The 20,315-nt window shown below is 73.9% G+C and carries 19 protein-coding genes; 8 read left to right on the forward strand and 11 right to left on the reverse strand.

Going from position 1 to position 20,315, the window contains the following annotated elements; all coding sequences use genetic code 11:
* The coding region (locus ABD353_RS01755) for a winged helix-turn-helix domain-containing protein (RefSeq protein WP_344621629.1) at nt 1-383 on the reverse strand (383 nt) is incomplete at its 3' end.
* Nucleotides 384-447: 64 nt separating this feature from the next.
* Nucleotides 448-2,034 (reverse strand): FAD-dependent monooxygenase, encoded by a 1,587-nt coding sequence (locus tag ABD353_RS01760; protein ID WP_344621630.1) that lies wholly within the window; start codon nt 2,032-2,034, stop codon nt 448-450.
* 134 nt (nt 2,035-2,168) lie between these two features.
* Here ABD353_RS01760 and ABD353_RS01765 point away from each other — a divergent pair, with 134 nt between their 5' ends.
* Nucleotides 2,169-2,795: a TetR/AcrR family transcriptional regulator gene (locus ABD353_RS01765; protein ID WP_344621631.1), complete on the forward strand. Its 627-nt coding sequence runs from the start codon at nt 2,169-2,171 to the stop codon at nt 2,793-2,795.
* 276 nt (nt 2,796-3,071) lie between these two features.
* On the opposite strand, the gene ABD353_RS01770 is transcribed toward ABD353_RS01765, so the two are convergent.
* The 3 genes from ABD353_RS01770 to ABD353_RS01780 form a co-directional block, all read right to left on the reverse strand.
* Nucleotides 3,072-5,435, reverse strand: a complete 2,364-nt coding sequence (locus ABD353_RS01770; RefSeq protein WP_344621632.1) for an immune inhibitor A domain-containing protein — start codon at nt 5,433-5,435, stop codon at nt 3,072-3,074.
* A 167-nt stretch (nt 5,436-5,602) separates the two neighbouring features.
* Entirely contained in the window at nt 5,603-5,932 is a 330-nt protein-coding gene (locus tag ABD353_RS01775; RefSeq protein ID WP_344621633.1) for an ArsR/SmtB family transcription factor, read from the reverse strand.
* Nucleotides 5,933-5,976: 44 nt separating this feature from the next.
* A complete protein-coding gene (locus tag ABD353_RS01780) occupies nt 5,977-6,351 on the reverse strand; it encodes a hypothetical protein (protein WP_344621634.1) in 375 nt (124 codons plus the stop codon).
* A gap of 471 nt (nt 6,352-6,822) precedes the next feature.
* Here ABD353_RS01780 and ABD353_RS01785 point away from each other — a divergent pair, with 471 nt between their 5' ends.
* Complete coding sequence (locus ABD353_RS01785; RefSeq protein WP_344621635.1) at nt 6,823-9,666, forward strand: DEAD/DEAH box helicase; 2,844 nt, start codon at nt 6,823-6,825, stop codon at nt 9,664-9,666.
* 73 nt (nt 9,667-9,739) lie between these two features.
* On the opposite strand, the gene ABD353_RS01790 is transcribed toward ABD353_RS01785, so the two are convergent.
* From ABD353_RS01790 to ABD353_RS01800, 3 genes are all read right to left on the reverse strand, one after another.
* Entirely contained in the window at nt 9,740-10,678 is a 939-nt protein-coding gene (locus ABD353_RS01790) for a 5'-3' exonuclease (protein ID WP_344621707.1), read from the reverse strand.
* Nucleotides 10,679-10,708: 30 nt separating this feature from the next.
* Nucleotides 10,709-11,824, reverse strand: a complete 1,116-nt coding sequence (locus ABD353_RS01795) for a cation diffusion facilitator family transporter (RefSeq protein WP_344621636.1) — start codon at nt 11,822-11,824, stop codon at nt 10,709-10,711.
* A 174-nt stretch (nt 11,825-11,998) separates the two neighbouring features.
* Nucleotides 11,999-12,727: a gamma-glutamyl-gamma-aminobutyrate hydrolase family protein gene (locus ABD353_RS01800; RefSeq protein WP_344621637.1), complete on the reverse strand. Its 729-nt coding sequence runs from the start codon at nt 12,725-12,727 to the stop codon at nt 11,999-12,001.
* 138 nt (nt 12,728-12,865) lie between these two features.
* Here ABD353_RS01800 and ABD353_RS01805 point away from each other — a divergent pair, with 138 nt between their 5' ends.
* Together ABD353_RS01805 and ABD353_RS01810 are read left to right on the forward strand one after the other, a co-directional pair.
* Nucleotides 12,866-13,525: an SDR family oxidoreductase gene (locus tag ABD353_RS01805; protein ID WP_344621638.1), complete on the forward strand. Its 660-nt coding sequence runs from the start codon at nt 12,866-12,868 to the stop codon at nt 13,523-13,525.
* A 73-nt stretch (nt 13,526-13,598) separates the two neighbouring features.
* Nucleotides 13,599-14,687 carry a DUF2510 domain-containing protein gene (locus tag ABD353_RS01810; RefSeq protein WP_344621639.1) on the forward strand — a complete coding sequence of 363 codons (1,089 nt, stop codon included), beginning with the start codon at nt 13,599-13,601 and terminating at the stop codon, nt 14,685-14,687.
* Nucleotides 14,688-14,740: 53 nt separating this feature from the next.
* Here the strand turns inward: ABD353_RS01810 and ABD353_RS01815 are convergent, their stop codons facing one another.
* The gene (locus ABD353_RS01815) at nt 14,741-15,961 is read right to left on the reverse strand and encodes an amino acid deaminase/aldolase (protein WP_425555052.1); all 1,221 of its coding nucleotides are present in this window, start codon (nt 15,959-15,961) and stop codon (nt 14,741-14,743) included.
* Between the two features lie 23 nt (nt 15,962-15,984).
* Nucleotides 15,985-16,941: a serine hydrolase gene (locus ABD353_RS01820; protein ID WP_344621640.1), complete on the reverse strand. Its 957-nt coding sequence runs from the start codon at nt 16,939-16,941 to the stop codon at nt 15,985-15,987.
* A 94-nt stretch (nt 16,942-17,035) separates the two neighbouring features.
* Here ABD353_RS01820 and ABD353_RS01825 point away from each other — a divergent pair, with 94 nt between their 5' ends.
* Entirely contained in the window at nt 17,036-17,779 is a 744-nt protein-coding gene (locus ABD353_RS01825; protein ID WP_344621641.1) for an SseB family protein, read from the forward strand.
* Between the two features lie 122 nt (nt 17,780-17,901).
* Here the strand turns inward: ABD353_RS01825 and ABD353_RS01830 are convergent, their stop codons facing one another.
* Nucleotides 17,902-18,273 carry a DUF1844 domain-containing protein gene (locus tag ABD353_RS01830; RefSeq protein WP_344621642.1) on the reverse strand — a complete coding sequence of 124 codons (372 nt, stop codon included), beginning with the start codon at nt 18,271-18,273 and terminating at the stop codon, nt 17,902-17,904.
* 422 nt (nt 18,274-18,695) lie between these two features.
* Between ABD353_RS01830 and infC the strand changes: the two genes are divergently transcribed.
* From infC to rplT, 3 genes are all read left to right on the forward strand, one after another.
* Nucleotides 18,696-19,457 (forward strand): translation initiation factor IF-3, encoded by a 762-nt coding sequence (gene infC, locus ABD353_RS01835; RefSeq protein WP_344621709.1) that lies wholly within the window; start codon nt 18,696-18,698, stop codon nt 19,455-19,457.
* A gap of 130 nt (nt 19,458-19,587) precedes the next feature.
* Entirely contained in the window at nt 19,588-19,782 is a 195-nt protein-coding gene (rpmI, locus tag ABD353_RS01840; protein WP_344621643.1) for a 50S ribosomal protein L35, read from the forward strand.
* Nucleotides 19,783-19,885: 103 nt separating this feature from the next.
* Nucleotides 19,886-20,269 carry a 50S ribosomal protein L20 gene (rplT, locus tag ABD353_RS01845; RefSeq protein WP_030268651.1) on the forward strand — a complete coding sequence of 128 codons (384 nt, stop codon included), beginning with the start codon at nt 19,886-19,888 and terminating at the stop codon, nt 20,267-20,269.
* Nucleotides 20,270-20,315: the final 46 nt, after the last annotated feature.

The following is a 20,315-nucleotide window of genomic DNA, read 5'->3' on the forward strand; positions in this document are numbered from 1 at the left end:
CCCCCCAGCCGCGGGGGGGCGAGGCCGGCGCCGCCCCCGACCCCGGTGCGCGGGGGGGCGCCGCCCGCCTGGGCGGCGGCCGGGTCCGCCGCGGCGGTGTCCCAGCTCGTGAACAGGGCGGTGGCCCGCCACGGCTTCTCCCGGCCGCGCCCGCCGCCCGCCTCCTCCACCAGTCCGTACTTGGCGAGCTGGCGGAGGTGGAAGGAGCAGCTGGCGACGGACTCGCCGATCAGCTCGGCGGCGCGGGTGGCGGTGAGCGGGCCCTCGCGGCGGAGCAGCCCGACCAGTGCCATCCGGGTGGGGTGGGCGTACGCCTTCAGCGCCCGCGGGTCGCTGAGCTGCACGGTGGGTGGCACGTCCGGTGCCGGGTGCTCCTCGGTCATGCTTCTAAAGCTATCTTTAGAAAGAAGTCTTTACAAGCAGGCCGGGCTCCCGGCGGGCGGTGCCTCACAGGCGTCCCAGGTAGTCGAGGACGGCCTGCTCCTCCCCCTGGCGTGCGGTGAGCGCCACGTGGTTGTCCGGCCGGACCAGCACCAGCGCCGAGCCCTCGATGCCGTAGGCCCGCCGGGCGTGCCCGTCGGTGTCCCGCAGCCCGGCCGGGTCGTCCGCGTCCACCGGCACCGTACGGACGTGTCCGGGCAGGTCGGCGACGGGCTGGTGGCCGAAGGCGAGCAGGGTGAACCGGTCGCCCGCGAACGTCTCCAGGAGCCGTATCGGGCGGCCCTCGGCGTCGGCGCAGGGGGCGTCCGGTGCGCGGTCGCCGGCCTGCAGGGACGTGCCGAGCCCGTCCTCCGCGAGCGGGCTCCAGCGGTACCCCAGCGAGAGGCCGGTGAGGTCGTCGACCCGCACGGCCTCCAGACCGACGCCCGGCGTGCGGGCGCCCTCCGCCACCGCTGCCATCCCGGCGGTGGAGGTCCGCAAGGTCCAGGCGGCGATCGGCTGCCGCTCCTCCTCGTAGGTGTCGAGCAGGGCCGGTCGGGCGAGGCCGGTCAGGACGTGGCCCAGCTTCCAGCCGAGGTTCCACGCGTCCTGGATACCGGTGTTCATCCCGAGCCCGCCCGCCGTCGGGTGGACGTGCGCGGCGTCGCCGGCGAGCAGCACCCGGCCGACCCGGTACTGCTCCGCCACCCGCACGTTGACCCGCCAGCTGGAGAGCCAGCCGGCCCCGCGAACCTCGATGGACTCGTCGCCGGTGTGCTCGGCGACGATCCGGCGGAACCCCTCCAGCGAGGGGGCGAGCGCCGTGCCGTCGGGGCCGGTCTCGGGGGTGGCCTGCACCTGCCACCGGCCGTCCTCGTCGCCGAACGGGCAGAGCAGCAGCGCGCCCTGCGGGCCGAACCACTGGTGCCACGCCGTGGGCTCCAGGCCGCTGATCTCCAGGTCGCCCACCACCATGGCCGGCTCCGGCTCGCTGTTGCCGGTGAAGGGGATGGCCAACTGCTTGCGGACGGTGCTGCGCCCGCCGTCGCAGCCGACCAGGTACTGGGCCTCGATCTCCCGTCCGTCGGCGAGCCGGGCGGTGACCCGCTCGTCATCCTGGGCGAACCCGGCGAGCTCGGTGCCGAACTCGACCGATCCGCCGAGCTCCTCCAGCCGGCCCCGTAGCAGTGCCTCCACCCTGTCCTGCGGCAGGAAGAGCGGGCTGGGGAAGGGGGCGGCCGGGGTGGTCGGCGTCTCCGCCGCCGGGTCGGACTCGGCGACGAAGGCGCCCTCGAAGTAGCGGCGGAACGGCAGGTTGGTCCGGCCGGAGGCAAGCAGGGCGTCGGCCAGGCCGAGGTCGGCGAGCACCTCCAGGCTGCGGGCGTTGAGCGCCTTGCCGCGGGAGCCGGAGTGCGGCTCGGGCGCCAGCTCGACCACCCGGACGGCCACGCCCTGGCGGGCCAGCAGGCAGGCGAGCGTCAGGCCGGTCGGCCCGGCGCCCGAGATCAGGACGGACGTCGTCTCACGGACGGTGCCGGGCGTGGTCCCGGACGCGGTGCCGGGCGCGGCGGTGGGCGTGGCGGTGGGCGTGGCGTCGGACATGGCGTCGGACATGGTGGAACTCCTCCCCTGGGGCCCGGACTCGGCTTCTGGAAGGCCCGGACAACGTCCATGGAACAGCAACCCGGTAAGAAATGCAACCCGGTAACAAAAGAGTCCGAGTCAGTTCCCGGGTTAGAATCGCTGCCATGAACGAGCCGCCCGGTCTGCGGACCCTCAAGAAGGAGCGCACCCGGCAGGCGATCGCCGACACGGCGATCGGCCTGTTCCTCGCGCACGGCTTCGACGGGGTCTCGGTGCTCGAGATCGCCGCCGCCGCCGAGGTCTCCAAGCCCACCCTGTTCCGCTACTTCCCGACCAAGGAGGAGCTCGTCCTGCACCGGATCGCCGACCACCTCGGCGAGTCCGGCCGGGTGGTCGCCGCCCGCGGCCCGCAGGAGACCCCGCTGGACGCCCTCCAGCGCCACCAGCTCGACCGGCTCGCCGCCCGGGACGCGGTCACCGGCCTCTGCGCGGATCCCGAGGTCCTCGCCTTCCACCGGCTGGTCTACGGGACGCCCAGCCTCTCCTCCCACCTGCTGGACTGGATCGCCCGTGACACCGAGCTGCTCGCCGAGGCCCTCGGCGGCGAGGGCGAGCTGACGGCCCGGCTGCTCGCCGCCCAGTTCGTCTCGGTCCGGCAGGACCTCACCCGCATCAACTGGCGGCGGCTCTCCGACGGCGTGCCGGAGGCGGACGCCCACCGGCGGGCCGTCGAGGACACCGGCACCGCCTTCGCGCTGCTGCGCACCGGCGCGGCCGGCTTCGGCTACTGAGCCGGGGCCGCACAGGCCCCGGCCACCGACCCCGGCCCCCCGGCCACCGACCCGCCTTCCGGCCACCGTCCCCGCCTCCCGGCCCCCCTGGCCTCCCGACCTTCCGGTGACAAGTCGCCCCCGGCCGGCCGGAATGCCCACCGGCCCCCGGCGGAGATCCGCCGGGGGCCGGTGAGCCGGTCGTGCTGTCGCACTGTCAGGCCGGGGCGCCGTCGTGCTGTGGTGCTCCGGTGCTGTGCTGCCGGAGGGCCGGAGTGCGGCCGTCCGGGACGGCGGTCAGGAGGCCGGGCCGACCCGGACGGTGGTGATCCGGCCGCCCTGGCTCTCCCGGACGACCTCGATCCGGGTGTTGGTGTCCGGGACGGCGACCGCGAGCTGGGGCAGCGCCGGGTCGGTGTAGGCCCCGCGGTGGTCGTCGAAGGCCGGGACGGCCGGTTCGGCGCCGATCCGGACGGCCTCGCCCGCCTTGTGCAGGGTGAAGGCGGTGGTGCCCTTCAGCGAGAAGACCGCGTCGTAGGTCTGGGCCCGCCCGTTCACGAGGGTGCCGTCCTTGAAGCGGATCGCGCCCGGGTGCGCGTCCACCGGCAGGATCAGCCCGGCGCCGGGGTGGTCCTTGGTGTTGTTGTCGGAGTAGGCGGTGTCCCAGAGCCAGACCAGCACGCCCTCCTGGTAGGGGTAGGTGTCGATCACCCCGGCCTTGCCGGCCACCCCGGTCCACCCGAAGTTGTACGGCCCGGTCCGCAGGTAGGCGCCGTAGCCCGCGTACCGCCGGTTCTCGACCAGGTAGGCCCGCGGGTGCTCGCGCACCGCCGCGCGGCCCTGCACGACGGAGAAGCCGGTGGCCGTCCAGCCGGGGTCGCCGCCGTGCTCGGCGCCGTCCGTGAGGAGTTCGGCCCCGTCCGCGGTGATCCGGACGGCGTCGACCAGTGCGCCCTTGCCGTGCGTGTTGGAGTCCGAGGTGGTGTGGAAGCGCAGTTCCGCGCTGCCGCCGACGAGTCCGTCCAGCGGGACGTGCAGCTTCCGCCAGCCGCCGGAGGCGCCGCTGAGGCCGGGGGTGCCGGCCGGGGTGGCGGGGACGGGTGCGCCGTCGACGGTGCCGGGCAGCGGCCGCCAGGTCTTCCCGCCGTCGGTGGAGGCCTCGACGGTGAGGAAGTCGTAGTCCTGCTCCAGGTCGTACCAGGCCGCTGCGTCCAGGGCGGCGGGGCCCGTCCGGCCGGTGAGGTCGACGGTGCGGGTGAGCGTGCTGTCGAGGTTGTCCCCGGTGTCGCTCCACCACTGGGCGCCGCCCTCGTACGGGTCGGCGAGGTCGGTGGTGGTGCGGCCCGGCGGCAGGTGCACCAGGACGGCCTGGGCCTGGTCGGTGTTGTAGCCGCTCACCCCGAGGGCGTGGCTGGAGCGGGTGGCGGCCTGCGCCTCGTCGTAGTTCAGCCAGCCGAGCTGGAGGCGGCTCCAGGCGTCGAGGTCGCCCGGGTACTCGCCGGTGGTGTTCTTCCGTCCGGTGCCCAGGTAGGAGCCGGAGGACATCAGCGACCAGAAGTTGACGGAGTTGTCGCCGCCGGTCAGCGGATAGAGGTCGGGCAGGCCGAGGTTGTGGCCGTACTCGTGGGAGAAGAGGCCCACGCCGCTGTTCTCGCCGGCCTGCAGGTAGTCGTAGACGTAGAGGCCGCTGTCGCCGACCGGGACGCCGCCGATCCGGTCGCCGGTCGGGCCGGTGCTGCCGGTCGGGTCGGGGAAGGCCCAACTGCGGTGCGCCCACAGCGCGTCGGTGCCCTGGGCGCCGCCGCCCCAGGTCTCGTCGACGCCGGCGTGCACCACGATCACGTTGTCGAGGTAGCCGTCCGGCTGGTCGAAGTCGCCGTCCTTGTCGTGGTCGTAGCGGTCGTGGACGTCGTACCGGGCGAGTTCGGCCTTCACGTCGGCCGGGGTGCGGCCCTTGGCGATCTCACCGTCGTACCAGGCCGTCACGGCGTCCCGGACGAACTCCTGGGTCTGCGTCCAGGCGCCGCTGCCCTGCGGGCCCTTGTTGCTGCCGTACCGGGCCTCGTTCCAGGGGACGGTCACCCAGTCGCTGACGGTGCCGTCGATGTCGTACCGGCCGGAGGACTGGGTGCGGTAGTAGTTGCGGACGGAGTTGGCGCCGGGCGTCGCGTCGAAGAACATCCGGCGGTAGTAGTCCCGGTCGAAGTCGGCCTTCCAGAAGGTGTGGGTGTCGCTCGCGTCGGGCCGGGGGATGGCGTTGTGGCGCGGGCCGGGGGTGCCGCCGTAGCGGGGCTGGCCGTTCCACCGGGTGGTGGTGTCCACCTGGTCGCCGAACTGGGCGAGGATCACGAAGACCTTGTCGCGGCGCTCCACGCCGAGCTGGACGTAGTCGTCGCCGATCCGGACCTTCGAGGGTGCGCGGTGGTCGGGGGTGCGGGCGACGGTGCCGCGGTTGAGCCGTTCCAGCGCCTCGGTGCGCAGGGCCTGGCGCCGGCGCTCCTGCGGGACGGGGTCGGGCTGCGGGCCCTCGGCCCCGGGGGCGGCTTCGGCGGCGAGCCGCGGACCTGCGGGTAACGGCGCGGCCGCGGCGCCGGGTATGCCGACGACGAGGGCGCCGAGGGCGAGCACGGCCGCGAGGGCCGTGGAGGGTGTGCGCTTCAACGGGGACCGGTCCTTCCGGGCGGGGGTGGTCGGATGAGCGCGGGTAATATTTCACATGTCATCGGTCACATGGAAGACGTGTGAACGTGCGTCATCGATCCCCCGCCCGGCGGACGGTGGTCGTCGAGGTGCATGGGAGAGGAGGGGTGTGCGCGGCCGTCGGGCCGTCAGTCGGAGGCTCTGAGCTCCGCGAGCAGCACGCCCTGGTCCTGGATGAGCTCCGTCAGGATGCGGCGGGCCGCGCGGAGCAGGTCGGCGACATCGGCGCCGGCCAGTGCGTAGACGACGGTGGAACCCTCCCTGGTGGCCGTCACCAGCCCGGCCCGGCGCAGCTGGCCGAGCTGTTGGGAGAGGCTGGACGGCTCGATGTCGATGTCCGCGAGCAGCTCACGGACGGGCGTGGGGCCGGCCTGCAGCAGCTCCAGCACCCGGATGCGGACGGGATGGCCGAGCATCCGGAAGAACTCCGCCTTGGCCTGGTACAGCGGTACGGGCACGCGGCCCCCTCTCCGGCTCCGGGTCGATGCGGCCGCGGGTGGGCTCAGACCTCAAGGTTGGCCTCGATCCGCCGGAGCTGGTGGCGGGCCATGGCGAGGTTGGAGCGGCTGCGGGCGAGCGCCAGGTAGAGGAAGAGACCGCGGCCGCCGGAGGTGGTGAGCGGCCTGATCAGGTGGTACTGGCTGCTGAGGGTGATCAGGATGTCCTCGATCCCGTTGTCCTGCAGGTTGAGCATCTCCATCGTCCGCATCTTGGCCCGGACGAGGTCGGTGTTGCCGGCGGCTGCCACGTTGAGGTCGAGCTCGGCGGAGTCGCCGAGCGTCCCGAGGGCCATGCCGCTGCCGTAGTCGACCAGGGCGACGCCGATCGCGCCCTCGATCGTCATGGCCTCCTTGAGCGCGGTCTCCGGGTTCGCCATCGTCTTCCTCCTGCTGCTGTCGCGGTCCCCGCACCGTTCGGGCGGGTTCGGCAACGACTGTAGGGAGACGGTCGGGAATCTTCGCTGGATGACCGGAATCGATCGCGGATGAGTGATCAGAGGTCATTTGACGTCGATTCGGCGACGACTTGAAGACATTTGCAACTAAGGATGTGATTGAACTGCCAGTCCGGGGCCCACCTTCGAACGCATCTTCGACCCGTTGCAGCGACCCGACCGCACCCCGTGACCACCCGCCCGGCGGCGGTCCGCGAGGGACCCGGAAAAGGGTGCTATCGATGTCGGCCACGCCGGGTAACCTCTGGGCGAGATGCTCGATCACACCCACCACACCAGCTGCGCCCCGGCCGGACGGACAGTCCGGACGGCCCCGCAGCCGCAGGCGTCGCCGTCTGCGCACCCGTCCGGCCCGCACGGGCAGCACTCCCACGGGAAGAGAAGGTGACGCCGATGAACGCCCCCCTGCCCGAGGAGCAGCTCAGTCCCGCCGAGGCCTACGCGGCCTCCCGCCGCCGCGCCGCCGAACAGGCCACCGCGCTGTACGGCTTCCAGCAGCTCTACGACTTCCCGCTCGACCCCTTCCAGATCGAGGCCTGCCGGGCCCTGGAGGCCGGCGAGGGCGTCCTGGTCGCCGCGCCGACCGGATCCGGCAAGACCATCGTCGGCGAGTTCGCCGTCCACCTGGCCCTGGCGAGCGGCCGCAAGTGCTTCTACACCACGCCGATCAAGGCGCTCTCCAACCAGAAGTTCGGCGACCTGGTCAAGCGCTACGGCGCCGACAAGGTCGGCCTGCTCACCGGCGACAACAGCGTCAACGGGGACGCGCCGGTGGTCGTCATGACCACCGAGGTGCTCCGCAACATGCTCTACGCGGGCTCCAGCTCCCTCAACGGCCTCGGCTACGTGGTGATGGACGAGGTGCACTACCTGGCCGACCGCTTCCGCGGCGCCGTCTGGGAGGAGGTCATCATCCACCTCCCCGAGTCCGTGGTGCTGGCCTCGCTCTCCGCCACCGTCTCCAACGCCGAGGAGTTCGGCGACTGGCTGGACACCGTGCGCGGCGGCACCAGGGTGATCGTCTCCGAGCACCGCCCCGTGCCGCTGTGGCAGCACGTCATGGCGGGCAACCGGATGTACGACCTGTTCGCCAACCCGGACCGCGACGGCCGCCCCAAGGACGCCCCGCGCAACCCCGCCAAGGCGGTCAACCCCGAGCTCGTCCGGCTCGCCCGTTCCGAGCTGGACCGCGGCGGCCGGGACCGCTTCGCCAAGGGCCGCGGCCGCTCCATGCCCGCCGGCCGGCCCGGCCGGGTCTGGACCCCGGGCCGGATCGACGTCATCGAACGCCTCGACGCCGAGGGCCTGCTGCCCGCCATCACCTTCATCTTCAGCCGGGCCGGCTGCGAGGCCGCCGTCCAGCAGTGCCTCTCCTCGGGCCTCAGACTCAACCGCGACGCCGAGCGCCGTCAGGTCCGCGAGATCGTCGAGCAGCGCTGCCAGGACATCCCCGACGAGGACCTGCACGTCCTCGGCTACTTCGAGTGGCTGGACGGCCTGGAGCGCGGCATCGCCGCCCACCACGCCGGCATGCTGCCCCGCTTCAAGGAGGTCGTCGAGGAGCTCTTCGTGAAGGGCCTGGTCAAGGCCGTCTTCGCGACCGAGACCCTCGCCCTCGGCATCAACATGCCCGCCCGCTCGGTGGTCATGGAGAAGCTCGTCAAGTGGAACGGCGAGACCCACGCCGACATCACCCCCGGCGAGTACACCCAGCTCACCGGCCGGGCCGGCCGCCGCGGCATCGACGTCGAGGGCCACGCCGTGGTGCTCTGGCAGCGCGGCCTCGACCCGGAGGCGCTGGCCGGCCTCGCCGGCACCCGCACCTACCCGCTCAAGTCCTCCTTCCGCCCCTCGTACAACATGGCGGTCAACCTGGTCGGGCAGTTCGGCCGGCACCGCTCCCGCGAGCTGCTGGAGACCTCCTTCGCCCAGTTCCAGGCGGACCGCTCGGTGGTCGGCATCGCCCGCCAGGTCCAGCGCAACGAGGAGGGCCTGGAGGGCTACCGCGAGTCGATGACCTGTCACCTCGGCGACTTCGACGAGTACATGGCGCTGCGCCGGCAGCTGAAGGACCGTGAGAACGAGCTGGCCCGCGAGGGCACCAGCCAGCGCCGGGCCGCCGCCGTCGAGGCCCTCGAACAGCTCAAGCCCGGCGACGTCATCCACGTGCCCACCGGCAAGTTCGCCGGCCTCGCCCTCGTCCTCGACCCCGGCCTGCCGCCGGTCGCCCGGGGCGGGCGCGGCGGCCCCCGGCACCCCGACTACCAGGACGGGCCCCGCCCGGTGGTGCTCACCGCCGAGCGCCAGGTCAAGCGCCTCGCCATGATCGACTTCCCGTACCCGGTCGCCGCCGTCGAGCGCGTGCGGATCCCGAAGTCCTTCAACCCGCGCAGCCCGCAGTCCCGCCGGGACCTCGCCTCCGCGCTGCGCACCAAGGCCGGCCACCTCGAACCCGAGCGGTACCGCCGCGGCCGCGCCGCCGCCGCGGACGACCCGGAGATCACCCGGCTCCGCGCCGAGCTGCGCCGGCACCCCTGCCACGGCTGCGACGAGCGCGAGGACCACGCCCGCTGGGCCGAGCGCTACCACCGGCTGCACCGCGACACCGAGCTGCTGGAACGCCGGATGCGCTCGCGCACCCACACCATCGCGCGCACCTTCGACCGGGTCTGCGGCCTGCTCGCCGACCTCGGCTACCTCCAGGGCGACACCGTCACGGACGACGGCAAGCGGCTCGGCCGGCTCTACGGCGAACTCGACCTGCTCGCCTCGGAGTGCATCCGCGAGGGCGTGTGGAAGGGCCTGTCCGCCGCCGAGCTCGCGGCCTGCGCCTCGGCGCTGGTGTACGAGGCCCGGCAGTCCGACGACGCCGTCGCCCCGCGCGTCCCGGAGGGCGCCGCCAAGGAGGCGCTCGGCAAGATGATCCGGATCTGGGGCCACCTCGACGCCCTGGAGGAGCAGCACCGGATCTCCACCGCGGAGGGCGTCGGCCAGCGCGAGCCCGACCTCGGCTTCGCCTGGGTCGCCTGGCGCTGGGCCCTCGGCCACAACCTGGACGCCGTCCTGCGCGACGCCGAGCTGCCGGCCGGCGACTTCGTCCGCTGGACGAAGCAGCTGATCGACGTCCTCGGCCAGATCCAGGACGCCGCCGGCGAGGACACCGACCTGCGGAGCACCGCCCGCAAGGCGGTCGACTCCCTCCGCCGCGGCATCATCGCCTACTCCTCGGTCGGCTAGCGGTCCACCGGCGGTGCCGCCGGGTGTGCGGGGCGATCCCCGCGCGCCCGGCGGCACCGCCCCCGCAGCCGCATCAGGACGCGGCGTCCGCCAGGACGGCGACGACGCGTTCGAGCGAGCCGCCGAGGCCCCAGCGTTCGGCGAGCGCCTCCAGGGCCATCGGGTCGAGGGGCTCGGCGGGCAGGGCCGGGTCGAAGGCGGGCAGCGGCACGTCGGTGGCGACCCGGACGACCGTGGGCGCCACGTCCAGGTAGGCGGCGCCCTCCAGGAGGTTCTTCCGCCGGGCGGGGGTGAGCTTGGAGGTCGGGTCGGCGGCCGCGGCGCGCACCCCGGCCAGGTCGCCGTAGCTCTGGATCAGCTGGGCGGCGGTCTTCTCGCCGATCCCCTTGACCCCGGGCAGGCCGTCGCTGGCGTCGCCGCGCAGCGCGGCCATGTCCGCGTACGAGGCCCCGCCGACGCCGTACTTCTCCAGCAGGTGGGCGTTGTCGATGCGTTCGGCCGAGCCGACGCCCTTGACCGGGTAGAGCACGGTGACGCCGCGGGCGTCGTCGACCAGCTGGAAGAGGTCGCGGTCGCCGGTGACGATCTCCACCGGCCCCGCGGCGCGGGTGGCAAGGGTGCCGATGACGTCGTCGGCCTCGTAGCCGGGGGCGCCGACCCGGGCGATGCCGAGGGCGTCGAGCACCTGCTCGATCACCGGCACCTGCGGGGAGAGCGTGTCGGGGATCTCCTCCTCGCCCTCGACCGAGGGCTCGGCGGCCAGCCGGTGCGTCTTGTAGGTGGGGATGAGATCGACCCGCCACTGCGGGCGCCAGTCGGCGTCCATGCAGGCGACCAGCTGGTCCGGCCGGTGGTCCTGGACGAGGCGGGCGATGAAGTCGAGCAGCCCGCGGACGGCGTTCACCGGCTCGCCCTCGGGGGACTTCAGGGACTCCGGGACACCGAAGTAGGCACGGAAGTAGAGGCTCGCCGTGTCGAGCAGCATCAGGCGCGGTGCGGTCACCCTCCGCATCATGCCGTACCCGTCCGACGGCCGGGGCGGTCAGTGCCGGTGCGGACCGCTGCGGTGCACGGGGCCGTGCGCGTCCGCGCAGTGCTCCTGCCCGTCGGCCGCGGCCTGCCCGTCGGCCTCCGCCGAGCGGCCGATCTGCAGCAGCTCCTGCGGCCCCTCCTCGCCGACGTGGTCGACCTGGAGGGTGGCGTGGGCGATCCCGTACTCGTCGCGGACCCGGCGCTGCAGCTCGCGGCGGACGGCGTGGCAGTCCCCGCCGGGGGCGACCAGGATGTGCGCGGACAGCGCCGGCTCGCCGGAGGTGATCTCCCAGATGTGCAGGTCGTGGATCTCCTCGACCAGCGGCACCGCGACCAGCCGGTCCGCCACGGTGTCCGGGTCGACGCCGGCCGGGGCGGCCTCCAGGAAGATCCGCGCGGAGTCGCGGACGAGCCCGGTGCCGGCCCGCAGCATCAGCCCCACCACCACCAGCGAGGCGATCGCGTCCGCCTGCACGAACCCGGTGAGCATCACCACGAGGCCGGCGATCGCGGTCGCGATGAAGGCGTAGAGATCGGTGAGCACGTGCTGGAAGGCGCCCTCGACGTTGAGCGAGCTGCGGTTGGCCCGGGACATGCACCAGGTGGCCGCGAGGTTGACCACGATCCCGACCAGTGCGGTGTACAGCACCAGCGAGCCGTGCACATCCGGCGGGTCGATCAGCCGGGTGACCGCCTCGTAGCCGAGCCAGGCGGAGAGCACCAGCAGGGTGACGCCGTTCGCCTGGGCGGAGAGGATCTCGGCCCGCTTCAGGCCGTAGGTGTAGCCGCCGCGGGCGGGCCGGGCGGCCAGCCGCATGGCGACCAGGGCGAGCGCGATCGAGGCCGCGTCGGTCAGCATGTGCGCGGCGTCCGAGATCAGCGCCAGCGAGGAGGCCGCCAGGCCGACCACGACCTCGCCCGCCATGAAGACGGTGATCAGCACCAGGGCGGAGACCAGCCAGCGGCGATCGGCGTCGGCGGACACCCCGTGGCCGTGCGCGTGGCCCTTCCCGCCGTGCCCGTGCCCGTGGTGGGCGCCGTGCCCGTCCGCCGCGTGGTCGTGGTCGCCGTGTTCGTGCAGGGCCGTCCCGTGCGCGCCGCGGTCGTGCTCGTGCTCGCCGGCCATCGGAGTCCTCTCGTGCACGTGCTGCCCGTGCGGGCGGCGGACACCGCCCGCACCCGAAGTGAACCCCAGAACGGACGAAGATCCAAAGCCTGCACTGGTGACCGTTGTCGTTGCCGCGCAGGGCCGTCCGGGCGACGGCGCCGCGATCCCCCGCGCGGCCGGGCCGGGCGCGGGTCAGGCGGTGACGGCGGCCTGGGCGCGCACCGCGGCCGCGGTCCGTACCAGCGCGGTCATCAGCCGCAGGTCGTCGCCCTGCTCGGGGTGCCACTGGACGCCGAGGGTGAACCCGGCGCCCTCGATCGCCTCGACCGTGCCGTCCTCGGCCCAGGCGGACACCGACAGCCCCTGGCCGAGGCGGTCGACCGCCTGGTGGTGGTAGGTGGGGACGTCCACCGAGGGGTCCGGCAGCAGCTCGCCGAGCAGGGTGCCGGGCACCGGCCGCACCGCGTGGCGCCCGTAGGTGCCGGGTGCGCCGATGTGGCCGTGGTGGCCGACCACGTCCGGCAGGTGCTGCAGCAGGGTGCCGCCGCGGACCACGTTGAGCAGCTGCATGCCGCGGCAGATCCCGAGCACGGGCAGTTCGGCGGCGAGCGCGGCGCGCAGCAGCGCGGACTCCCAGACGTCCCGCTCGGGCTCGCCGCCGTCGGTCTCGGGGTGGCGGGCGGCGCCGTAGCGGGCGGGGTCGATGTCGGCGCCACCGGCGATCACCAGCGCGTCGATCCGGGCGACGGCGTCGGCGGCGTGTTCGGCCGCGTCCGGCGGCAGCAGCACGGCGAGCCCGCCGGCGGCCTGCACCACGGACGGGTAGCGCTCGGCCAGCAGGACGGTGCGGATGCTGTCCCAGCGGCCCCAGGCCGCGTCGAGGACGGAAGTGCTGATGCCGATCACGGGCCGAGGAGTCATGGCGGGCATTCTGCCTCCTCACGGGCCGCCGCGGCGCGATCGGGCAGTGCGGCACGCGCCACACCACCGCCGTCGGCGGTACGACGTACGGTAACCGTGTCGTGTCGGAACGTGCTCGGCGAGTGGCGGAGGTGCCCGATGGCGGGAGCGGAACCGGGGGTGCCCCGGCGGTTGGCCGGCCGGGTCGCGGTGGTGACCGGGGTGAGCGGATTCGCGGGGGAGGCCGGGGCCGCGGTGGCCCGGCGGCTCGCCGCGGAGGGCGCCCGGGTGGTGTGCGCGGACCCGGACGAGAAGGCGGGGCAGGCGGTGGCCCGTTCGGTGGGCGGCCTGTTCGTGCACACCGACCCGCTGGACGAGTACATGGTGGAGGCGCTCTTCGACGAGGCGTACGAGACCCTCGGCGGGGTGGACGCGGTGGTGAACGGCCCGTGCGGGGCGCCGCCCGCCGACGGCCCGGCGCTGGAGGTGCCGCCGGACACCTGGCGGGTCGTCCAGGACACCCGGCTGACCGCCGTCTTCTTCTGCTGTCGGGCCGCCCTGCCCTACCTGCGGCGGCACGGGCACGGCTCGGTGGTCAACCTGGCCGGTCCGGCGGCCGAGGGCGGGCTGGCCGCCGCGGTGGCCGCGGCCGGGGTCGGTGCGCTCACCCGGGAGCTCGCGGACGCCTTCGGGCCGGAGGGCATCCGCTTCAACGCGCTCGGCGGCGGCGACGCGGAACGGCTCGCCGCCGCGGCGGCCTGGCTCGCGAGCGACGACTCCGCCGGGGTCAACGGCAGCCTGGTCCGATTCTCACCGTAATCTCATCGCGAACAGGGCGTTTCGACCCTCCTGCTGATATGGCGCTTATCCGCCCGCCCTTAGATTCGATGGCGTGAGCGAGCAGATTCCCGCCGGGTGGTACCCGGACCCGAAGGACACCAGCGACCCCCGGCCCGAGCGCTACTGGGACGGCAAGGGCTGGACGGCGACCACCCGTCCCGCACCCGGTGCCGAGACGCCCGCACCCGGTGCCGAGGCTCCCGCAGCGGTCCCCGGGGCGGCCGCGGACGGCGACGGGCCCACCGTGATCGAGGGCCGCGTCCTGGACGACGGGCCGACGGTGCGCTACCCGGAGATGCCGACGGCCGTCCAGGCCCCGCCGAAGCCCCGCCGGCGCCCCTCGCGCCCGGTGGTCGTGGCGGCGGCCGTGGCCGCGGTGGCCGGCCTCGCGGTCGGCTCCGGCATCACCTACCTGGCCATGGACGACGACGGCGACGGGGCCTCGGCGGCCCGGCCCTTCGACGGCCGCTACCGCCTCGGCGGCAACGGCTCGGACGGCTTCGGCTTCCCCGGCCTCCCCGGTCAGAACGGCGGCCAGGGCGGGGGGAGCGGGAACGGCCAGGGCGGTGACGGCCCGGGCGGCGGGAACGGCAGTGGCCAGGGCAACGGCCAGGGCGGCAACGGCCTCGGCCGCGGCGGCCGGAACGCCTCGACCGCCGTCGACGTGGTGAACGGCATCAGCCTGCCGGTGCCCTCCGGCTGGCAGGGCGCCACCACCCCCGACGGGCACGCCGCGCTCTCCATCGGCTCGTACACCTGCCCCGACGGCAAGGGCACCTGCTCGCTCGGCGGCGCCTTCACCGACACCGTCGAGGGCAGCGACGCCAAGCAGGCCGCCCTCACCGACATCGCGGCCGCGGCCAAGGAGGCCTACGGCGACGTGAAGTCCCACGAGGAGCTCAAGTCGGAGGCGGTCACCGTCGCCGGGCGCAGCGGCTACCTCGTCCGCTGGAAGGTCGACGCCCCGCAGGGCAACGACGGCTACGTGGAGACGGTGGTCTTCCCCGGCGCGAAGGCGGGCAGCCTGGTCGCCGTCCACCTCGGCTTCGACATCGCCGACAAGGCGCCCGACCTCGCCCAGATGGACACCATCGTCAAGGGCATCGCCACCGCCCAGGTGAGCGGCCCCGGCGGCACCTGACGGATCCTCGGCCACCCGGCGGGGGCGCACCCACCTCCGAGGACTCAGAGGACTCAGAGGAAGGTGCGCCCCTCGCCGCGGTAGGTCGGCACCGTCTCCACCACCCGGTCGCCCTCGACCAGGTGCAGCTCCGCGAAGCGCTCGCACAGCTCGCCGGCCTTGGCGTGCCGGAACCACACCCGGTCGCCGATCAGCAGGTCGTCGGCGGCCGCGCCGAGCAGCGGCGTCTGCACCTCGCCCGCGCCCTCCTGCGGGTCGTAGCGCAGGCCCTCCGGCAGGTACGGCACGGGGGAGCGGTCACCGCCGGCCGGACCGGAGGCCGGGTAGCCGCCGCCGAGCACCGTCACCACGCCCACCCCGGGCCGGCGGACCACCGGCTGGGCGAACAGCGCCGCCGGCCGCCCCCGGAACGACGCGTAGTTGTCGAACAGCCGGGGCTGGTACAGGCCCGACCCTGCCGCGACCTCGGTGACGGCCGACTCGGCCACCGTCGACTCCACACTGCCGGTGCCGCCGCCGTTCACGAACTCCAGTTCCGCGACCTGCCGCAGCCGCTGCACCACCGCGGCCCGCCGCTCGGCCAGCTCCGCCCGGGCCCGGGTCTGCATCATCCGCACCAGCTGCGAGCGCAGCGGCCGGCCGGCGACCCGGTCGCCGACGCCGGCGATGTGGCCCTCGTAGGCCATCAGGCCGACCACCTCGAAGCCCGGCCGGTTCTGCACCAGCTCGGCGAAGGCGCCCAGGGCCTCGGGGGTGCGCAGCGGCGAGCGTCGGGCGCCGAAGCGGACCCGTCCGCCGAACAGCTCCAGCGAGGTGTCCAGCTCCAGGCAGACCCGGACGGTCTCCGGGCCCCCGCGGGAGGAGTCGATCAGGTCCAGCTGCGCGGGGTCGTCCAGCAGGACGGTGATCGCCCCGGCGAGCTTGGGATCGTCGGTGAGCTCGCCGAAGCCGGCCCGGTCGGCCGACGGGTAGGCGAGCAGGACGTCGGTGAAGCCCTGGCGGGCCAGCCAGATCGACTCGGCCAGGGTGAAGCTCATGATCCCGGCGAAGCCCTCGGTGGCCAGCACCCGCTCCAGCAGGGCGCGGCAGCGCACCGACTTGCTCGCCACCCGGACCGGCTTGCCGCCGGCCCGGCGCACCAGGTCGGCCGCGTTGGCGTCGAACGCGGCCAGGTCGACGATCGCGAACGGCGCGTCGAGGTGCGCGGTGGCCCGGTCGTACCGGGAGCGGTCCGAGACGGCGCCGGACACGGCGGGGGCGAGGTCGGTGGCCATGGCGGCAGCGTCCCACACGGTGGCTACTGCTGGGTAGAGGCGGCGACCGGGGAAGCCGCCGCCCCGGACACGGCGGGGGACGCGGTGGGGGAGACCGTCGCGGACGGGGTGGCGGAGGTCAGGCTGTCGGCGGCCGCGGCGGCCACCGACTCCACCAGGGCGATGCCCTCCTCCTTGGTGTCCGAGCCGTCGGTCAGCACCGCCACCAGCAGCTCGCGCCCGTCGTGCACCACCCGGCCGATGCTGTTGACCACCCAGGCCCCTTCCGCCGTCCGCGGCAGCCAGCCGTTCTTGAGGTGCACCGCGCGGTCGTCGTCCGCGGCCGAGACGCCCCAGCGCTGGTCGGCGGCTATCAGCCCCATCAGCTTCTGCAGGTACGCCCGGGACTCGTCGCCCAGCACGCCCTCGGTGCCGAACACCAGCTGCAGCAGCCGCAGCTGGTCCTCGGCCGTGGTGGTGGTCAGGCCCCAGTAGCCGTCGGTGCCGGCCGTCGTCCCGGTGAGGCCGAACGCGGCGTTGGCGGCGTCCAGCCCCTCGTCCCCGCCGATCTGGCCGAACAGGTCGGTGGTCGCGTCGTTGTCGCTGTTCTCGACCATCAGTGCGGCGGCGGAGCGCTGGTCGTCGGTCAGCATCCCGTCGGTCCGCCACAGCAGGGCCGCCAGGATGTCGACCTTGACGATGCTGGCGGTGACGAACCGGTCCGTCCCGTACGCGGCGCTCGCGCCGGAGGCGGTGTCCAGCACGGCGACCGCCAGGTGGCCGCCGCCGTCCTGAAGCGCGGCGGCGAGCTGCGCGTCCGGGTCGACCGTGGGGGCCGCCGAGGCCGCGGCCGCCGCCACCGGCACCGTGCCCCCGGCCGAGCGCTCCCGGTGCAGCCACACCCCGGTCGCGGCGAGGGCGAGGACGACCAGGAGGGCGCCGCGGCGCTGCCGGCGGCGGCGCCTGCGGGCCGCGGTGCGGGTCCGTCGGGCTGAGGTCATGCCGGCGATCCTGGGCCGGGCTCCTTGGGCTCGGGTGAGGCCGGAGTGAGCACCGTCTGAGAAGCCGGAGATGTGGGTGGCATACCCTCGACGGGTGGAGCGCAAGAACATTCCGAACCCCGGTTTCGCCGACGACGACGGCACCGCCGACCCCCGCCTCGTCCGGGCCCTCGACGCCTGGGCGCAGGACCCGTCGCAGGAGCCCGAGCTCCTCGACGCCCTCACCCCGAGCCGGCTGATGGTGCCGATCGTGGCCCTGCTCGGCGAGGTCGAGACCGACGCGAACGGGCTCAAGCACGAGAAGACCAGTGACATGGCCGTCCCCGTGATCGAGGCCGCCGACGGGCGCCGCGCCCTGCCGGCCTTCACCTCGCTGGAGACCATGGCCCGCTGGCGCGCCGACGCCCGGCCGGCGCCGGTCGCCGCACCGCAGGCCGCGATGGTCGCCTTCTCGGAGCGCGCCGACACCCTGCTGGTCGACCCGGCGGGGCCGGTCACCTACCTGCTGCACGGGGCACGGCTGCGGGCCGTCGCCGAGAACCGGCGGTACGTCCGGCCGGCCGCCGACCCGGACGTGCACGGGGCGCTGCGGGACCTGCTCGCGGCGGAGCCGGCGGTGGCCCGGGGGTACCTGCGGCCGGACGGCGACGCGGACGCGGTGCTCGCGCTGGTGCCCGCGGCGGGGGCGGGCGAGGAGGAGCTGCGGGCGGCCGTCGACCGGCTGGTCGCGGGTCTCGCCGGGGACGCCACCCTCCGGGTCCGCCTGGACCGCGGCCTCCAGCTCGCCGTGCTCCGCACCGACCTCCCCGAGGAGCCGTTCTACTCGGCGGGGGAGTAGGGAGAACCACGAGGGGCGCGGGGACCTGCGCGGAACGGAAGGCGCAACGCCGTCACTTCCGTTCCGCGCAGGTCCCCGCGCCCCTCAGCGGTCGCCCCGGATCCCGGGGCGGGTCGCTCCGGTCAGGAGTAGACCGGGCCGGTGAACTTCTCGCCGGGGCCGGCGCCCGGGGCGTCCGGGACGACGGAGGCCTCGCGGAAGGCGAGCTGGAGGGAGCGCAGCCCGTCCCGGAGCGGTGCGGCGTGGAAGTTGGAGATCTCGGGGGCGCCGGCGGTGACCAGCCCGGCGAGGGCGGTGATCAGCTTGCGGGCCTCGTCGAGGTCCTTGTCGGCCTCGCCGCCCTCGGCGAGCCCGCACTTGACGGCGGCCGCGCTCATGAGGTGGACGGCGACGGTGGTGATCACCTCGACCGCCGGGACCTCGGCGATGTCGCGGGTGAGGTCGTCGAAGCCGACGGCCTGCTCGTCGTCGTGCTCGTGGGGCTGGCTGCTCAAGGTGGCTCACTCCGTCTGGCCGGTGGACGTACACAGGGAGCGTACAAGGCGGCGTGACCGGGGCCGGAATAACGGTGGCCGCCCGAACGCTGCTATGATTCGAGACTGACCGGCCAGGAGTCCGTACGGACACCCGGCCAGCAAGTGGAGGCTCCACCCAGGAGGCCCGAGAGGGCAACCGCGACAGTCTCCCACCCGATCGGCCCCCGGGTCGACGGGTCCGGTCCGCGACGTGCGCCGCGAGGTGCGCGATCGCCAGCGGCGTCCCGCCAGGGGCGCCCCGGTTGTGTGGAGCCCCGCCTGTACCGTGCGGGGCTTTTTTCGTGCGTTCGGTGCCTGTTCCCCGGGCAGCGGAGCATGAATGAAGCCCCGCCCAGTGGTCGAAACCACGACGTGCGACCGCCGCCCGACGGCCGCACTGAATTAGGTGCAACCGAGGAGGCCCCATCAGCACCGAGCCCCGCATCAACGACCGGATTCGCGTCCCCGAGGTGCGACTCGTCGGTCCCAGCGGCGAGCAGGTCGGCATCGTGCCGCTTGCCAAGGCGCTGGAGCTTGCCCAGGAGTACGACCTCGACCTGGTCGAGGTTGCGGCGACCGCACGGCCGCCCGTCTGCAAGCTCATGGACTACGGCAAGTTCAAGTACGAGTCGGCGATGAAGGCCCGTGAGGCGCGCAAGAACCAGGCGCACACGGTCATCAAGGAGATGAAGCTCCGGCCGAAGATCGACCCGCACGACTACGACACCAAGAAGGGTCACGTCGTCCGGTTCCTCAAGCAGGGCGACAAGGTCAAGATCACGATCATGTTCCGCGGTCGTGAGCAGTCCCGCCCCGAGCTGGGCTTCCGACTGCTGCAGCGTCTCGCGGAGGACGTCCAGGACCTGGGCTTCGTGGAGTCCTCGGCCAAGCAGGACGGCCGTAACATGATCATGGTTCTCGGCCCGCACAAGAAGAAGACCGAGGCGATGGCCGAGGCGCGCGCCCTCGCGGACGCCCGCAAGGCCGAGCGTCAGGGCCGCACCCCGGGTGCTGCCGCTGAGGCCCAGGCCGACGAGGCCGACGAGGCTGCGGAAGCCGTCGAGGCCGTCGAGGCTGCGGAAGCCGTCGAGGCCGACGAGGCCGTCGAGGCCGCGCCCGCCGCCGAGGTCGAGCAGCCGGCCGACACCGAGCAGGAGAGCTGAGCCGAAAGGCCCAGGCCCCGCACGGACGGCCACAACGGCCGGGGCTCCCGTCCCGGCCAGGAGAACAATCCACTCCCGGCCCGCACAGCACTGTGCGGGCCGGGGCGGACCGACGAGGAGATACGGCGACATGCCGAAGCAGAAGACGCACAGCGGCGCCAGCAAGCGCTTCAAGATCACTGGCTCCGGGAAGGTGCTGCGCGAGCGTGCCGGCCGTCGCCACCTCCTGGAGCACAAGCCCTCGACGCTGACCCGCAAGCTGGCCGGCACCGTCGAGATGGCCCCCGCCGACGCCAAGAAGATCAAGAAGCTTCTCGGCAAGTGATCGCCCGCCCGCGGCGCCCCCGCGGAACCGGCTGATCCTTCCCGACCCAATCGATTGACGGACCGCCAGGAGCCATCCGCGGTCCAACCCAAGGAGTAATCAAGTGGCACGCGTCAAGCGGGCAGTCAACGCCCACAAGAAGCGCCGGGTCATCCTCGAGCGGGCCAGCGGTTACCGCGGCCAGCGCTCCCGCCTTTACCGCAAGGCCAAGGAGCAGGTCACCCACTCGCTCGTCTACAACTTCAACGACCGCAAGAAGCGCAAGGGCGACTTCCGTCAGCTCTGGATCCAGCGCATCAACGCTGCGGCCCGTGCCAACGGCATGACCTACAACCGCTTCGTGCAGGGCCTGAAGGCCGCGGGCGTCGAGATCGACCGCAAGATGCTCGCCGACCTGGCCGTCAACGACGCCGCCGCGTTCGCCGTGCTGGTCGAGGTCGCGCAGAAGGCGCTGCCGGAGGACGTCAACGCCCCCAAGGCCGCCTGATCCAGGCCGAGCCCCGGTAGGTGAGCTCTTCGGGCCCGCAGGCCGT

It is taken from the genome of Kitasatospora arboriphila (assembly GCF_039528095.1).
GTDB lineage: Bacteria > Actinomycetota > Actinomycetes > Streptomycetales > Streptomycetaceae > Kitasatospora > Kitasatospora arboriphila.

Excerpts from the sequence above, each read along its gene's own strand:
- ABD353_RS01785 (WP_344621635.1), top strand. The coding sequence starts at position 6,823 with ATGAACGCCCCCCTGCCCGAGGAGCAGCTCAGTCCCGCCGAGGCCTAC.
- ABD353_RS01780 (WP_344621634.1), bottom strand. The coding sequence starts at position 6,351 with ATGGCGAACCCGGAGACCGCGCTCAAGGAGGCCATGACGATCGAGGGC.
- ABD353_RS01800 (WP_344621637.1), bottom strand. The coding sequence starts at position 12,727 with ATGACTCCTCGGCCCGTGATCGGCATCAGCACTTCCGTCCTCGACGCG.
- ABD353_RS01815 (WP_425555052.1), bottom strand. The coding sequence starts at position 15,961 with ATGGCCACCGACCTCGCCCCCGCCGTGTCCGGCGCCGTCTCGGACCGC.
- ABD353_RS01805 (WP_344621638.1), top strand. The coding sequence starts at position 12,866 with ATGGCGGGAGCGGAACCGGGGGTGCCCCGGCGGTTGGCCGGCCGGGTC.
- ABD353_RS01795 (WP_344621636.1), bottom strand. The coding sequence starts at position 11,824 with ATGGCCGGCGAGCACGAGCACGACCGCGGCGCGCACGGGACGGCCCTG.
- ABD353_RS01790 (WP_344621707.1), bottom strand. The coding sequence starts at position 10,678 with ATGCGGAGGGTGACCGCACCGCGCCTGATGCTGCTCGACACGGCGAGC.
- rpmI (WP_344621643.1), top strand. The coding sequence starts at position 19,588 with ATGCCGAAGCAGAAGACGCACAGCGGCGCCAGCAAGCGCTTCAAGATC.
- ABD353_RS01765 (WP_344621631.1), top strand. The coding sequence starts at position 2,169 with ATGAACGAGCCGCCCGGTCTGCGGACCCTCAAGAAGGAGCGCACCCGG.
- ABD353_RS01820 (WP_344621640.1), bottom strand. The coding sequence starts at position 16,941 with ATGACCTCAGCCCGACGGACCCGCACCGCGGCCCGCAGGCGCCGCCGC.
- ABD353_RS01760 (WP_344621630.1), bottom strand. The coding sequence starts at position 2,034 with ATGTCCGACGCCATGTCCGACGCCACGCCCACCGCCACGCCCACCGCC.